Source organism: Streptomyces lydicus, assembly GCF_004125265.1.
Lineage (GTDB): Bacteria > Actinomycetota > Actinomycetes > Streptomycetales > Streptomycetaceae > Streptomyces > Streptomyces lydicus_C.
Map to the genome: position 1 here is coordinate 1053204 of NZ_RDTE01000003.1, position 14966 is coordinate 1068169.

Sequence of the window (14966 nt, forward strand, 5' to 3'; positions counted from 1 at the left end):
CTGCTTGTAACGAATATTTCATGAGGGTGTCTCGGGCCGCTCCCCTGCGGCCCCCCTCCTGCTCGGGAGTGTGTTGTGCCCGATCACCCTCATCCCTCACGCAAACTGCGGCTGTGGGAAGCCCTGGCCCTCTCGGTCGGTCTCATGGGGCCGACACTGGCGATGGGCCTCAACGGGGCCGGCGTCGCGGCCACCGTGGGCAAGGCCGTGCCCCTGGTCTTCCTGCTCGGCCTGCTCGGTGTCGGCCTGGTGGGCTACGGCTTCTGGCGGCTGACCCAGCACTTCCACCACGCCGGCTCCGTCTACGCCCTGGCCGGAGCCACCATCGGGCCCCGCGCCGGCTTCTTCGGCGGGTTCGCGCTGCTCGGCACCTACCTCGCCTTCCTGGTGTGCACGCTCGCCGCGACCGGGGTCTTCGCCCATGCCTTCCTGCATGCGCTGGGCATGACCTCCACCGGCCCATGGGCGGCGGTCGCGGTCGTTGCCGCGCTGGGCGTCACCCTGCTCAACTCACGCGACACCCGCCTCACCGCCCGCACCCTGCTGATCACCGAAGGCATCGGCATCGCGGCCATGCTGGTCCTCGCCGTTGTCGTCATCGGGCGTACCGGCACCGGTTCGGCACCCCGCCACCAGCCCTTCGACCTGTCGGTCTTCACCCCGGGCGGAGCCTCCTTCGGCGCCGTCATGACGGCGACCGTCTTCGCCTTCCTGTCCTGGGCGGGCTTCGAGGCGTGCGCGTCACTGGGCGAGGAGACCGACGACCCCCGGCGCAACATCCCGCGCGCCCTGGCGGGAAGCGTGCTGCTCACCGGCGTTCTGTACCTCCTGATGATGTTCGTCCAGACCATCGGGTTCGGCACCGACGGCACGGGGGTGAAGGAGTTCGCCGGGGCGGAATCGGCACTGGTGACGCTCTCCGACGACTACCTCGGCACCTGGTTCTCGCTCGTCATCGCCTTCACCGCGGTCGCCTCCGCCTTCGCCGCCGCGCTGTCCTCGTCCGCCGCCGCGGCCCGGATGGTCTCGGCGCTGGCCCGGGACGGCTTCGGTCCGGCCCAGCTCGCCCGCACCGGGCCGGTCACCGGCGCCCCCACCAGGGCCCTGTGGCTGTGCGCTGCCCTGGCCGCCGCGCTCACGGCCGTCATGTACGGCCTGGGCACCACCGCCTTCGACACCTACTACTGGTACGCGACCATCGGCGTGCTGTGCGTCCTGGTCGTCTACGCGGTGGCCGGTGCCGGCGTGATCGTCTTCACCCTCTCGCGCCGCGGCGCCATCCCCCGCCGCGAACTGGTCATCCCGCTCGCCGGTCTGGGCTACCTCTGCTTCGTCTTCTACCGGCAGTCCACCGGCCAGGGCGCGCCCTACACCTACTTCCCCTGGATCGCCGCCGCCTGGTGCGCGACAGGACTCGCCGTGGTCCTGTTCGCCCCCTCCCTCGCCGAGCGCATCGGCGCCCGTCTCACCAGTGAACTGAACGGAGGCCGGGGCCCCCGCCAGGAGCAGCGCCCGGAGCCTCCGGCCGCCGACAGCATGAAGGTGATCTCATGACTCCCCGCGCCGACGACTACGCGACCGTCTTCGTCGCCACCTGCGATCTGGCCGGTCAGGTACGGGGACGTGCCGTACCGCCCTCGGAACACGACGCGGTCCTGCGCAGCGGTACCGGCTGGGTTCCCGCGAACCTCGCGATCTCCTCGTTCGGCCCGATCGCCCCCGACAACGTCTTCGGCTCCCGGGGCGACCTGCGGCTGCTCCCCGACGCCGGCACCGCGGTCGGCATCCCGGCGGACGGCACGGACGGCAGCGCTCCGGGGATGCTGCTCTACCTCGCCGACCAGACGCTGCCGGACGGACAGCCCTGGGCATGCTGCCCGCGCACCTTCCTGCGGGACGCCCTCGCGGAGCTGCGCGAACGGACCGGCCTGGAGGTCACCGCCGCGTTCGAGCACGAATTCGTGCTGGAAGGCCTGCCCGCGAGTGCGCCGTTCTCGCTCCGGCGCTTCCGGGAGGCCGAGCCCTTCGGATCCGATCTGGTACGGCTGCTGGAGCACACCGGCCTCGAACCGGAGACGTGGATTCCGGAGTACGGCGACGGCCAGTTCGAAGTCACCCTGCGCCCTGCCGCTGCCGCGGTCGCCGCCGACCGGGCCGTCCTCCTCAGGGAGCTCGTCCGCGACCTGGCCCGCCGTCGCGGCCTGCCGGTCACCTTCGCCCCGCTCCTGGACATCAACGGTGTGGGCAACGGCGTGCACCTCCACCTGAGTCTGCGCGACGCCGACGGCCGCCCCGCGCTGTACGACCCGGAGCGTCCCGGCCGGCTCTCCGCCCTCGGCGCCCGATTCAGCGCCGGCGTCCTGGCCCATGCCCCGGCGCTCACGGCCCTCACCGCGCCGAGCCCGGTGTCCTTCCTGCGCCTGACCCCGGACCGCTGGAGCGCCGCCGGGGCGTTCCTGGCCGAGCGCAACCGCGAGGCGCTGCTGCGCATCTGCCCCACCACCGAGCTCGCCGGCTCCGGCCCCGCCGCCCAGTTCAACCTCGAATACCGGGCCGCCGACGCCACGGCCAACCCCTGGCTCGCCCTGGCCGTCCTCGTCCGGGCCGGCCTGGCCGGTCTCACCGGGGACCACGACGAGCCCACCGTGTGGGCCGAGGACACCGACCGGTCCGCTCTCGCGTCGGCGCCGCGCCTGCCCGCCACCCTGGAGGAGGCCCTGGAAGCCCTGGAGAAGGACCACGTCGTCCGCTCCTGGTTCGACCCATGCCTGCTGGCCACGCACCTCTCGGTCAAACGCTCCGAACTCGCCCAGCTGGACGGTCTGGACGACGCCGCCCGCATTCGGAAGGTCCGCAATGTCTACTGAACGGCTCCTCGCGGAGATCACCCGGCTCCCCCTGGTGGACCACCACGTCCACGGCGCCCTCCGCCACGACGCCGACCGCGCCGCCCTGGAGCAGATGCTCACCGAGTCCGACCGCCCGATCCCGCCGTGGATGACCCAGTTCGACTCGCAGATCGGCTTCGCCGTCCGCCGCTGGTGCGCCCCGGTCCTCGGCCTCGAACCGCACGCCGCCCCCGAGGCCTACCTGGCCAGGCGCGCCGAACTCGGAACCGACGAGGTCAACCGCAGACTGCTCGAAGCCTCGGGCATCGGCCACTACCTCCTGGAGACCGGCTACAAGGGGGAGGACATCCTCGGGCTCCAGGGCATGGCGGACGCCTCGGGGCGCCCTGTCGACGAGGTGGTGCGCCTGGAAACCGTACTGGAGGACGTGGTGCGCGACGGGGTCACCGCCGACGGGCTCCCCGACCGGTTCCGGGCGGTCCTGGCCGCGCGCACGGTCACCGCGGTCGGCCTCAAGAGCATCATCGCCTACCGTCACGGCTTCGACTTCGACCCCGGACGCCCCGACGACCGCGAGGTGACCGCCGCCGCGGGCGCCTGGCTCGCCGAGTACGAAGCCACCGGCACCCTCCGCGTGAGCCACCCGGTACTGCTGCGCTTCGCCCTGTGGTGCGGCGTCGACCGCGGTCTGCCGATCCAGCTGCACGCCGGATACGGCGACCCGGACGTCGAACTCCACCGCTGCGACCCACTGTTGCTCACCCGGTTCATCAAGAACGTGGAGCCACACGGCACCGACCTACTGCTGTTGCACTGCTACCCCTTCCAGCGCAACGCGGGCTACCTCGCCCAGGTGTTCCCGCACGTCTACTTCGACGTCGGACTCGGCATCAACTACACCGGCGTACGCTCCGACGCCGTCATCGCCGAATCGCTGGAGCTCGCCCCCTTCGCCAAGATCCTCTTCTCCTCCGACGCCTGGGGGCCGCCGGAACTGCACCACCTCGGCGCCCTGCTGTGGCGTCGCGGCATGGCCAAGGCCATCGCCGCATGGACCGAGAGCGGGGAGTGGGACGTAGGAGAAGCCCTCAAGGTGGTGCGCATGACGGGCCACGACAACGCCCGCCGCGTCTACCGTCTGGAGGACCGGACATGACCGGCATGACCGGCCACCTGGCCGCGCTGGCCGCCGCGCTCGACGAGGAACTGCCGGCCGCCGCGGCACTGCGCCATCGCCTCCACGCCCGCCCCTGCCTGTCCGGCGCCGAAGCCCCCACCCGCGACCTGGTGCTCGCCGCACTGCCCGCGGGCTCCGCCACCCAGGTCGCCGACACCGGCGCCGTCCTCCGGATCGGCGGACCGGGCCCCGCCGTCGCCGTCCGCGCCGAACTCGACGCCCTCGCGGTACAGGAGAAGAGCGGCGCGGCATGGGCGTCCGCACACCCCGGCCTCATGCACGCCTGCGGCCACGACGTCCATCTGGCCGCGCTCACCGCGCTGGCCCGGGCCGTCGACCGCACCGGCGGCCCTGCCCCCCTGCTGGCCGTCCTGCAACCGAGGGAGGAGACCTACCCCTCCGGAGCCCGGGACATCGTCGAGGACGGCATCCTCGACCGGGAGCAGTGCCGGGCGGTGATCGGAGCGCATGTGCAGCCTCTGCTGCCGGCCGGCACCGTCGCCTGCACCCCCGGCGGCGTCAACGCCTCGGCCGACGAGTTCACGATCACGGTGCGGGGCCGCAGCGGCCACGCCGCCTACCCACACCTCACCCGCGATCCCGTCGTCGCCCTGGCCCATGTCGTCGTCGCCCTGCAGAGCCTGGTCAGCCGCGGTACCGACCCCATGTCGCACGTGGTGCTCACGGTCGGCACGCTCGCGGCCGGTACCGCCGCCAACGTCATCCCCGGCACCGCCGAGGCCCGCGGCACCCTGCGCGCACTGGGCACCGACGACCGCGAAATGCTGCACACCCGGCTGGCCGAGGTCGCCGCACTGGTGGCACAGACCCATGGCTGCACCGCGCAGACCGACATCATCCGCGGCGAGCCCGTCCTCGACAACGACCCGGCGCTGACCGCCGCCACAAAACCGCTGCTCGACACGCTCGGCCTGAGCGCCGGAGACGATCTGCGCTCCGCCGGCTCCGACGACTTCTCCTTCTTCTGCGCGCATCTGCCGTCCCTGATGCTGTTCGTCGGCACCCACGGCGGCACCGAACAACTGCATTCGCCCACGTTCCTGCCCCCCGACGAGCGGATCCGCGACATCGCCCACGCCATGCTCGCCGGCTACCTGGCCGCCGCGGAACAGCTCGCCTGAACAGCTCACCTGAACTCCCCACCGCCTTCGCACCCTTCACCCACCTCCGCGCCTCGCGCCTCGGCGCCTCCGCCCCCGCCCGGCTGACGTCCCGTGACATCACCGCGCACGCGCCCTCACTCACAACGCCTGCGCCTGCACCTGCACCTGCACCTGCACCTGCACCTGGCTGAGGTGTGGCCCGCGCTGCCGGTGTAGGTCGGTGGAACGACTTCTGGCCGGGGACTGGCTTGTTGCCCCGGCCGACGCCGGACGGGGACAGCGAGGGTGCCGCCGACGCCGAGGCAGCCAGGTCCGGAACTCCCGGATGTCGGCAGGCACTCCAGAAACTCCGTGTATGTCGCCCGGCCGCACCACCCGATCAGTGCCCGAACCGAAACTGCCCAGTGATCGACACAACTTCTGGGGAAAACACCTAGACTGCCCGCGTTCAGAGTCGACACAGGGAAGGAATCACAACGGTATGGTTCAGGCCACCGATGAGCAGTTGTTGACCACCCCGATCGACCAGCGCTACTTCGAAGACTACGTGCCGGGTTCGACCTATGTGTTCGGCACCGCGACCGTCGACGAGAAGCAAATCGTCGAGTTCGCCAAGGAATACGACCCGCAGTTCTTTCACGTCGATCCGGTCGCCGCTGCCGACGGGCCGTTCGGCGGCCTGATCGCGAGCGGTTGGCAGACCGCGGCGCTGATGATGCGGCTGTTCGCCCGGCACTACCTGTCCAGCGTGGCGAGCCTGGGTGGCCCCGGCGCGGACGACCTGCGCTGGCTGCGCCCCGTCCGCCCGGGCGATGTACTGACCCTTCGCGTCACCGTGCTGGAGGCCAAGGCCTCGAACTCCAAGCCCGATCGTGGACTCGTCCGCTCGCTCGCCGAGCTGCTCGACCCGGTGGGCGAACCCGTCTTCAAAGCCACCGTGCTGAACCTCCTGCGCCGCCGCACCGCGGGCCACTGAACCCGCCCTCTCCCGTCATTACTTCGGAGAGGCTTTAGTGGTGCTTGATGGCCGGGCCTGCCCGCCCGCGCCGGCGAATTCGGGAGTCAGCGGAAGTGAAAAGGTAAGAGCTGCCCCGCAAAAGTTCTTGGGTGCGGTCCATTCCGCGAACGATCATCGACGGAGGATGCACTCATCTTCACGACACCCGCACGGTGCTCCGTTCCAACACGGCCATAGGAAGGGCAATCCAGTCGGTCACGTCCGGGGCAGAGGGCTTGCGAGGAGACGAATCCATACGCGGGATTGCCCGGCGGAGTCGGTGGACGCACTTTCAGACCAGCGTGCAGCGACGCTTCTGCTACCGAGGGATCGGCTGCCGCCGGGACGCAGCACAGCCGTCAGGCCGGATCAATGCTTCCGGGGCTCCTTCTCCACCTGCCGCACCATGTTTCTCTTCGGAGGGCCGGCTTGGTCGAGAGTGAGCCACGCGGTGAGCGCAGCGTGCAGTTCGACGACGTCATCTCGGTGCAGCCTCGCACCACCGTGGCGGCTGGACAGACACACTCCATCCGCGGTAACCGAGTATCCGGAACCGGAAGGGGAATGCGCTGGTCCGGTGAGCTGTGCGCCCTTGCTGAGGAGGCGTCGCAGCTCAGCAGCGCGGGGTGTCAGGGCGGCGGGGGCCGGGCGTGGGGCGGGGACGGGGCCGCGGGGTCGGGCGGGCGCACCGATCGCGGCGTAGAAGGCGTGGATGGCGTCCTCAAGCTTCTGAGGTCGGGAGGGGGCGGCGCCGGCGAACTCACCGACCAGTTCCGGGGCGGCCGGGTCCCGGCGTTGGACTTGTTCATGGGCCAGCGGCGGTTCCTCGACCTGAAGCCGCACACATGCGGGCGGGATGAGCACCTCGTGGTAACCGCGGCCCGTGTACTTGGCATGCAGGTTCCGCAGATTCATCATGCGGGCATGTACGGGGTTCTCGCCGCTCGGCATCTGTGGCCGCGAGGCCCTGCCGAGCTGCCCGTACAGCCCGCTGGCCAGATGCAGCCGCCCGGTCTGGGTGACCAGTGCCGTGGCCTGCCGCGTGCCATTTCCCAGCCGGAACCCCACCACCATCGTCGGCATCGATCCTCCTAGCATCTCGACCAGGACCGTACCGGGTCCCCACGGGGCTGGCCTCCGCTTTGCCGAACAGGGCACCGGGGGCGCGGAGCCAGGCCCACCGTTCGATTGATGAGCCCTGACAGCTCCTTGTCGTAGCCAGCGCGAACAAGGCGAAGCATGATGGTGGCGGTACAGGCCGGAGCGGCAGGCGGATGTGTCAGTGGAGCCTGGTGCGTGAGGGCTGCGTTCTGGTACCCGGACGGCGAGAGCCAGGGAGACGCTGGCGCGGAGAGGGCGGTGTTGCGGGGTCGAGGACGACAGCGCCGGCCTCACGGGCCAGGAGACGGTGCGTGCCTTCCCAGGTACGGGTTCTGCCTCGGTCGCGGCGTTCTTCCCAGCGTTCCTGAAGACGCATGCCGGTGAAGATTGCGAAGGCGCAGAGGAGGATGGTCACGATCAGCGCGTAGATCGGCGTGTAGTGGCCGTCGAACATGGATCGGCGTTCGTCGACTTGGCGGGCGTTGATGCCGAAGAAGCCGAAGAGCAGGCTGAGGGTTCCGCTGACGGTGGTGACGAAGGTGACGGCGACGACGGTGCGCACGCGGCGGCGGTCGGCGGCGCGTCGTTCCATGCTTTCGACCGAGGTGAGTTCTGCGGCGATGGCATTGTCCAGCCGGTTGAGCATCTGCCCGATGGTAGCTGCGCGTTCGGTGACTCCTATGGCGGCGAACAGTTCCTGGTGGAAGCTCTCGACGCGTAGGGCGGGGACGAGCAGGCCGATTTCCGCGCCGGCCTCGACGCTGTAGCTGAGTTCGACTTCGAGTTGGCTCAGCCCGTCGGAGATTTCCTCCAGCGTGGTGCGTCGATCGTGTGCATTACCTTGGTCGGCCGTGCGGTGTCGGAATCGGTGCACGTAGGTGTAGGCGACGGCACGGATCTCGCGGAGGCGGGCTGCGGAGCCAACGGCTTGCACAGCGGAAAGCAGGACGCAGTTCTCGACGTAGTCCTGGTGGCCGCAGAGGAGGCTCACATACGGGCCCAGCGCGCCCACAGTGGTAGGACGCCGGTTGAGTTCGGCGGGGTAGCGGATCGAGCTATGTTCGGCGCGGTAGGGCAGGTCGGTGCGGTAGATGACGCGCTGGACGATGTCGTCGTTCGGCGCCTGATCCGGTGTGTCGAGGCTATGGAAGACCAGTTGATGCCGTTCTGGCAGAAACCCCGGAACCGTCCCGTCACCGTTCGGGCCGCAGCCGATCCGGTCCGCCGCGAGCTGTTCAAGCGGCAGGCCTGCACAGGTGACGCTGGCGTAGTACAGGTCCTCCAGCAGCGGGATGGCCTCGATGAACGTCCCGGGTACATCCAAGGTCAGGGCGACGACTACTTGGCCTGAGGGGACAAGGAAGTGCCACAGCTGCGCTGAGACCGCTTCACCGACGCACCAGCGCTGACAGGCAAGGCTGGAGCAGTCGAGCGATTCATGTCTGAGCACCCGTGGCAATTGCTGGTCGGATGTGTTGTAGTACCTCGCCAGCCGCCCCAGGTTGAGGACGTCCCCTGGACGTCCCGCGGCCTGACCAACCTTGGCAGGGTCATAGGTCCAGGGGGTCGCGTAGACGGTTGTCAGGCGCAGATTCTCCCTGGAGGCGTAGGGATCGAAAGGTAACGGGTTCTGCCCGTCAGAGAGCGTGCCAGCGCCGCTCACGGTCGTCCTTCCGTAGCGAGTCCATGCGGAGGGCGAATTCTTCCGCTGCTGGACCGGAATGGGCGTTCTGCATCAGCCAGGTGGTCATGCCCAGCTCCCGCACGGTGCGAAGCGCCTCGTATCCGTGCCAGTCGGTGACATCCCAGTCGTACGTTCGACAGAAGGCGGTGTAGTCGGTGGGCGACAGGCCGAACCTGTCGACGGCCGTAGCGGTCGGGATGAGATCCCAGGCGCGGGGGCCGATCGCGACCGCTTCGTAGTCGATGAGGAGCACCTGACCGTCGCGTGCCAGCAGATTCCCCCGGTGGGCATCTCCGTGGATCAGGCCTCCGGCATCCTCAGCCATGATGCTGCGGAAAGCCGATTCGCTGCGGTCGCACGCTTCGGCGAGGAACTCGACATCCTGCCGTTGGACTCCCTGGGCAAGCGCGAGACGGCGCCGCATGATCGGGAAGGGATCGAGTACGGGAAGAGGTAAGTCAGGGCGGGGCAACGCGTGGAGGTCACGCAGGAGGCCGGCGAGATCGACCACGCCGGGGTCGACCTGGCCCGGTGGCACATACTCCCAGAACGTAACGAGCCTGCCTTCCGCCTGGACTGGCTGCGGTAGTTCATCGCGGGTCCGGACAGCTGGGAAGTCCTGGGAAGCGAGCCAACGCGAGATCGCCAGCTCTTTGACCACCTTCCGCTTGATGTCTTCGGTAGCAGCCCGGGCCACTCGAACGACGACGCCCTCGGACGGCAGCGCGTAAATCGCGTTCTCGCCCAGCCGCAGCAGATCAACGTGCTGAGAATCCAGCCCCACTTGGCTGCATGCCGATGCCAGAGCCCGTGCTGCGCTCGCTTGCGTTAAACCCTCGCCATTCACGACAGCGTCCATCTTCCCAAGCCTCATGGTCGCAGATCTGCCCTGTCAAGGACGTTACACGGCAGGCCTCTTGACGCTGGCCTGGGCAGGTTTGTCTGGATGCTGTACGCGTTCGCCGTCAGCGAGCTTGGCGCGTAGACGGTTGGTAGCGCGCGGGATTGACCGTCAAGGTTGCCGTCGGTGCCTAGCGCGGATCGAGGTCGCAGGGCACGCTGCGACCTCCCTCACGTGTCGGCGACCGTGACCTGTACAACCACCGTGCCCATTCTCGTTCGTCTCTGCAGAAGGCGAAACTGGTTATGGGGATGTGCAGCTTCCGGGCCGTAGGGGCTCAGCGCGAGGGGCCGTTTGAATCCCCTTTGTCACCACCCGAGGGATGGCGCGCTGCAAGAGCGAACCAACTCTCATGAAGGTCACGCTTGGTCAAGGCGCTGCCGACGGCAAAAGGATTCGTCGCCTCTATGCGATCACCCAACCCGCGGAGTCCCGTTCCGAACTACTGAGCTTGGATGTGTGATGTCGGTGCCATCCAGGATCAGCTGCGCGACTGTCGCGAAGGTCCTACGCTGCGCTTCGACGGTCAAGGAGAAGGCATGGAATCCTGCGTGGAGTGCGGTGTGTCCGTGGGCCCACGATCCTGTGGCGATCTTTTCCATGCCTTGCTCGCGTTGGACCATGAACGGCAGGCACCGTGGGGGCCGCTGCACGGCGTCTCGGTCTCTTGCTTCCTGTTCCAGCACCCCAGTCGGCTTCCCGCTGACGGCGGTGCGATGGCATGGGCGCTCCTGCACGCCTATCTCGAAGGCGGCCTCAGCGAAGTGAATCGGCTTGTCGGTCGGGCTCGTCGTGGCAACTCCCATCGCGTGACGGGCATGCCTTCACGAGTCGCCTGCGAGGCAGCACTGCCGCAACGGAACGCGCCGCCGCCCCGTTTCTCTGTGACGATCGAAGATGTCGCTGTCGACGGGACGTTCCCCGCCGCAGAGTTCACGGAACGCGTCAGGGCCTGGGCCGCCGCCACAGTCGACGCGTGGAGCCGCAGCACGTGACCGGCCGTGGGCCCGTCGAGGAGGAGGAGCCCACAGCCTGCCTGGGATGCTGAACGTGACATGAGTGATGCCGGTCAGCCATCCATGGTCAGGCCGGTGCCGGTGAGGCAGCGAGGCGCGTAGTGCAGTACGTGGTTCTCGGGGAGATGGCCGTGCAGTGCACGCCGGTAGTCGCCGACGACCAGCAGGGCTTCATGGGGTTGATGCCGTTCGGCGAGGCGCCGGGTAAGCAGGCGAAGGAGCGCAGTCTTCCCGGACTCGCTCTCGCCATAGATGACCAGGAGCGGATCGGTGTCGAAGTTGACGTAGGCCGGCGCGAGCGCGGTTTCATCGAGGCCCACGGCGAATCCCAGGTCGGTGTTTCGCTTGCCTTGGGGAGGGCGTCGGCGTGCAGGCGTTCCGGAAGCATGCGCACGGGTGGGCAGATCGGGCCGGACCAGTGGGACGCGACGGCCGCGATCAGGTCGGCGGAGCGTGCAGTGCCGTCCGCGTGATCGTGCGTGGTGTGGAGGTCATTGGCCTGTCTGTGGGAGCGCGGCGGCATAGCGCAGCCCGCATAGCCGCAGCTGAGACAACCATGAATGCCGCCCATGATCCTCATGAACGGCGGTGAGCCGGGCAGGAAGAAGTACACCGCGCTACTGACCATCGCCACCATGGGCAGCAGCATCAGCACAGCGGACTCGCCCTGGCGCTCAGGCAGTACAGGAGGCGCCTTCAGCTGCACGTCGACCTTGGAATAGCAGGGAGCGCCGCACGCAGAGGGCGCTTGATGGTGATGGTTGCCAAGGTGAGTCGGCTACTGCCTCAGGTCGGGGCCGGACGCCCGCCGACTATAAGGAGATGCCGGCGGGACGACGGGACGGCGGCGTTTGACGACGACCACCGCTACTCCCGCAAGGAGCCCCAGCGCTGCCGCACCAACGACACCCCACACGACGTACGCGGACCGGCCCTTGCCGGCAGACGCATCCGGAGCTGCTGAGTCAGAAGGGGAAAGTGTCGCTGTGGACGAGGAAGCTGATGGGGCAGGCAGCGGTCCGTTCTTCAGGCCGGCCGGGATGTCCTCGGTCAGGGCACTGTATGGCCGGATGAAGCCATAGCCGTAGCGCTTGTCGGGAAGCTGGGTTCCCTTCATCGACTCGGGCAACTTGGCTGTCTTCACCAAACGATTGGCGATCTGGCCAACCGTGAGCTTCGGGAACTTCGAGCGGAGGAGCGCCGCCGCAGCCGATACGTAGGCCGTGGCATCAGAGGTTCCTGATTCGGTCTGGTACTGGTGATTCAACCCCGCCGAATAATTGTCCACCCCCGGCGCCGCGAGCAAGTTGTTCGACCCGTAGTTGGACTTTTCCCAGATCCTTCCTGACGAATCGACGGCGCCAACTGAGATCACTCCTGGCAAACTCGCAGGATAGTTCGGCTTGCCCACCCCGTCGTTCCCGGCGCCGGCGACAACCACAGCGCCCTTTTGCTGCGCATACCGCACCGACTCCTCCAGGTCTGGGGCACTGTTGGGGGAGGCCAGGGACAGGTTAATGACCGACGCGTCGTGATCGACGGCATAGCGGATGGCTTGCGCCACCCCTTTGGTGGAACCGAATTGCAGTTCGCCGTCCACATTGACTCGCAGTGGCAGGATCTTCGCGTCGGGAGCCAGACCCTTGATACCTGCGGCGTCGCGCGGTCCATGTCCATGGCCTGCGATCAAGGAGGCCATCGCAGTGCCATGGACATTGTCCGTTTCATGATCGGCCCGCCCGCCACCTGAGAGGAAATCCTTTCCGGGCAGTACGTTGCCTACGAGATCGGGGTGGGTACCGTCGACGCCGGTGTCGACGACGGCGACGGTCACCCCGCGGCCCGTGGATACCTTCTCCATCGCATCCGCATCGAATGCGGACAAGGCCCACTGGTGATCGCGAATGGAATCCGCGCCAGCCGGAGGTGCCAGCTGTACGCTGCTGACCGCGCACAGCAGCGCCGTCCCGCACGTCGCTCTCATCCATCGCTTGAACATCACGCCCCGCCGCTTCCTTCCGAACTATCCGGCTCTGCCTGATGGTTGACCAGTCCTGGCCCGTCAGGGTCACCAGCATCCTCAGAAGCCAAGTGTTTATCCACCTGCTGCAGACACCGCAACCGGCCAAGAGCCCCGTCGGGGGTCTGAGCGTCGATGTCGAGGCCCCCGACCGGGAGGACCGCAGCGAAGCAGCCAATGTGTCGCTCGGCCGGCACCAGCAGTTGGAGACGGGACCCGGCACCGCCGGCCCGTCGGCATTACCGCAGACGGTATGAGCAGCTTTGCCCAACGACCTCTTGACCAGCGGGTTCCGCTCTTCATGAGCACCACGGTTCGGTGGTCGCGTTCCCGGCCGCGATCACAATGGAGGTCTCCGGAATGCTTCCACTCCTGTTTGTCACCGCATCACTGCTTCTGCTGTTCATTCGCACCGGCCTCGTCCTAACCGCCGTGGCAAGCGTGTGCGTATGCCCGGGTGCCAGCGGCGGCGGGCGCCGGCGGCGCGTCGACCGCGCGCGGCACGCCCATGCGAGAAGGGCGACGATGACCTCGATGCGGCATCGCAAACAGAGCGCCGTCCGGGTGCGGTGGCGCTGGACCCGCGAAAACCCTGATGCGGTGGCGCGAGGCGAGACACACATGAGCGGGCTGCGACCTTACGGTCGCAGCCCGCTCATGTGTTAGCTACGTGTCCGAGGGGGGACTTGAACCATACGCACATGCCGGTGATGCGGGGTGAATTGCAATTGCCGTAACAGCGGTTTCGTGTTCTCGGCAGGCCTCGAACCTGCTCTGCCAAGTGCTTGGCACTCCAGCCGGACTTCTATATTTATCCTGGTCAACGGCCTGGCGGTAGGGGGTGTAGCAGGGGTTCGGCATGGGCGGGACGGTCCTGGGCCGGCGGTCCCGCCAACGTGTGCCCGCGTCGCATGCAGTGGCAGTGTCGGGCGCGCGCTGGTGGCGACGCCGCCAGCGGGACCAGTTCATTGTGTGGTCGCGGCGTGCAGGGTGGCGACGGGGGTGAGCTGCCTGCAGACGAGGATTTTCGGCTGGGGTGCGGTCCACGAGATCGGGGGGTGTCGGCCTCGACACCCCTTTTCGTGCTCCTGCACGGCCATCACCGCGAGGAACGTGTGGGCGAGCAGGCGAGCGTGATGTGCCGGTACCAGCCCACGTAGCGGCGGACCTCGTACTGGTCCAGGCTGCACTCGTCCTTCACGCTCTGGAAGCGCTCCTCGATTTTCCAGCGGCATCCGGGGACGCGGGCAATAGCTTCAGGGCTTCGTGACCACGGTCTTCGTCGACTGGCGAGGCACCGCCGGCTGTAGACCAACTCCGACCACGGCTCAGAGGCGGAGACACTTCCCTCGCCCGCCTGCCGGTATGAAGCATGCCTGGAGGCCAATGAGGTCACTGCCGTCGATCATGGGCGTGGCAAGGAGACCGTCCGCGTCGTACTGGTCCGTGCCCCTGGCACGCTCATGTGCGCCACCCGGAGTGGACACAGTGAGTATCTCCGACCTGCGCGACCCCCACCAGGGCCCACGCGGCACGGCACTGCTTGCTGTATACGACTTCCAGGCGTGCTCCAGTGGAGAGTTTCTGCGTGCGGAGTGTTTGTTCTCGACTGGGCATCACGCAGCCCATCTCCGTCGGTCCGAACCCTGCACACGCTTGGGCGTGGCATCCGGGAGCAGGCGGTGCGGAGGGCACAAGCTTCGTGGGGTTCTCGGTAGCCGTATGGAGCAGGGTCATCACCCCGATCGCGGCTGTGAGCCCGACTGCGCAGGTGGCGGCGAGGATCCCCCGATGCCACCGGATGCTCCGTCCGTATGCCGGACCGGGTGTGCCGTGGTCGCCCGGCCGTTCGTCGTGTGATGGCGGGGCGGCCATCATGGAGGGCGTGGGCCTGTAGGCTCGTCCGCTCCATTCCAGGTCGGCCAGTTCCCACAGCGCCACCAGACGCCAGCAGGTTCTCCGGCGGCCTTGCACAGTGCCTCGACGGCTTGACGCGGGGCGAGCTGCTTGCCGTTGAGGTAGCGCTCCCAGGATGACTTGCTGTACGCGGTGCGCTCGGCCAGCGCGGCCATACTCAAGCCCGTGCGGGCCCTGAGC

Annotated in this window: 15 protein-coding genes and 1 pseudogene; 8 read left to right on the forward strand and 8 right to left on the reverse strand. The window is 68.1% G+C overall.

Annotated elements, in window-relative coordinates:
* Positions 1-75 precede the first annotated feature (75 nt).
* The 5 genes from D9V36_RS07400 (at position 76) to D9V36_RS07420 (ending at position 6126) form a co-directional block, all read left to right on the forward strand.
* Entirely contained in the window at positions 76-1554 is a 1479-nt protein-coding gene (locus D9V36_RS07400; protein WP_241720744.1) for an APC family permease, read from the forward strand.
* Positions 1551-2867, forward strand: coding sequence for a glutamine synthetase family protein (locus D9V36_RS07405; RefSeq protein WP_129293065.1), 1317 nt, complete (start codon positions 1551-1553; stop codon positions 2865-2867). Before D9V36_RS07400 ends, D9V36_RS07405 begins: the two co-directional genes overlap by 4 nt.
* Entirely contained in the window at positions 2857-4005 is a 1149-nt protein-coding gene (locus D9V36_RS07410; RefSeq protein ID WP_129293066.1) for an amidohydrolase family protein, read from the forward strand. The genes D9V36_RS07405 and D9V36_RS07410 overlap by 11 nt, the downstream gene beginning before the upstream one ends.
* Positions 4002-5168: a M20 metallopeptidase family protein gene (locus D9V36_RS07415; protein WP_241720745.1), complete on the forward strand. Its 1167-nt coding sequence runs from the start codon at positions 4002-4004 to the stop codon at positions 5166-5168. Before D9V36_RS07410 ends, D9V36_RS07415 begins: the two co-directional genes overlap by 4 nt.
* Before the next feature lie 463 nt (positions 5169-5631).
* A complete protein-coding gene (locus D9V36_RS07420) occupies positions 5632-6126 on the forward strand; it encodes a MaoC family dehydratase (protein WP_129293067.1) in 495 nt (164 codons plus the stop codon).
* Positions 6127-6516: 390 nt separating this feature from the next.
* Here D9V36_RS07420 and D9V36_RS07425 read toward each other — a convergent pair whose 3' ends face one another.
* The 3 genes from D9V36_RS07425 to D9V36_RS07435 all read right to left on the reverse strand — a co-directional run bounded on the left by D9V36_RS07425 (position 6517) and on the right by D9V36_RS07435 (position 9791).
* Entirely contained in the window at positions 6517-7230 is a 714-nt protein-coding gene (locus D9V36_RS07425; RefSeq protein WP_129293068.1) for a hypothetical protein, read from the reverse strand.
* A gap of 196 nt (positions 7231-7426) precedes the next feature.
* Positions 7427-8911, reverse strand: coding sequence for a hypothetical protein (locus tag D9V36_RS07430; protein ID WP_241720746.1), 1485 nt, complete (start codon positions 8909-8911; stop codon positions 7427-7429).
* Positions 8886-9791 (reverse strand): phosphotransferase enzyme family protein, encoded by a 906-nt coding sequence (locus tag D9V36_RS07435; RefSeq protein WP_241720747.1) that lies wholly within the window; start codon positions 9789-9791, stop codon positions 8886-8888. The genes D9V36_RS07430 and D9V36_RS07435 overlap by 26 nt, the downstream gene beginning before the upstream one ends.
* A gap of 581 nt (positions 9792-10372) precedes the next feature.
* Between D9V36_RS07435 and D9V36_RS07440 the strand changes: the two genes are divergently transcribed.
* Positions 10373-10828: a DUF5946 family protein gene (locus tag D9V36_RS07440; RefSeq protein WP_129293069.1), complete on the forward strand. Its 456-nt coding sequence runs from the start codon at positions 10373-10375 to the stop codon at positions 10826-10828.
* A gap of 74 nt (positions 10829-10902) precedes the next feature.
* On the opposite strand, the gene D9V36_RS41820 is transcribed toward D9V36_RS07440, so the two are convergent.
* Positions 10903-11169, reverse strand: coding sequence for a hypothetical protein (locus D9V36_RS41820; RefSeq protein WP_241720748.1), 267 nt, complete (start codon positions 11167-11169; stop codon positions 10903-10905).
* 249 nt (positions 11170-11418) lie between these two features.
* Between D9V36_RS41820 and D9V36_RS40740 the strand changes: the two genes are divergently transcribed.
* Positions 11419-11571 carry a hypothetical protein gene (locus D9V36_RS40740; protein WP_164992844.1) on the forward strand — a complete coding sequence of 51 codons (153 nt, stop codon included), beginning with the start codon at positions 11419-11421 and terminating at the stop codon, positions 11569-11571.
* A 56-nt stretch (positions 11572-11627) separates the two neighbouring features.
* Here the strand turns inward: D9V36_RS40740 and mycP are convergent, their stop codons facing one another.
* Positions 11628-12848 (reverse strand): type VII secretion-associated serine protease mycosin, encoded by a 1221-nt coding sequence (mycP, locus tag D9V36_RS07450; RefSeq protein ID WP_241721276.1) that lies wholly within the window; start codon positions 12846-12848, stop codon positions 11628-11630.
* A gap of 92 nt (positions 12849-12940) precedes the next feature.
* Here mycP and D9V36_RS07455 point away from each other — a divergent pair, with 92 nt between their 5' ends.
* The gene (locus tag D9V36_RS07455) at positions 12941-13126 is read left to right on the forward strand and encodes a hypothetical protein (RefSeq protein ID WP_129293071.1); all 186 of its coding nucleotides are present in this window, start codon (positions 12941-12943) and stop codon (positions 13124-13126) included.
* A 708-nt stretch (positions 13127-13834) separates the two neighbouring features.
* Here the strand turns inward: D9V36_RS07455 and D9V36_RS41825 are convergent.
* The 3 genes and pseudogenes from D9V36_RS41825 to D9V36_RS41830 all read right to left on the reverse strand — a co-directional run.
* Positions 13835-14121: pseudogene (locus D9V36_RS41825) on the reverse strand (IS701 family transposase); the annotation flags it as partial.
* Positions 14122-14330: 209 nt separating this feature from the next.
* Entirely contained in the window at positions 14331-14747 is a 417-nt protein-coding gene (locus D9V36_RS43005; RefSeq protein WP_431357651.1) for a DUF2690 domain-containing protein, read from the reverse strand.
* Positions 14744-14941 carry a helix-turn-helix domain-containing protein gene (locus D9V36_RS41830; protein ID WP_241721277.1) on the reverse strand — a complete coding sequence of 66 codons (198 nt, stop codon included), beginning with the start codon at positions 14939-14941 and terminating at the stop codon, positions 14744-14746. The genes D9V36_RS43005 and D9V36_RS41830 overlap by 4 nt, the downstream gene beginning before the upstream one ends.
* Between the last annotated feature and the right edge of the window lie 25 nt (positions 14942-14966).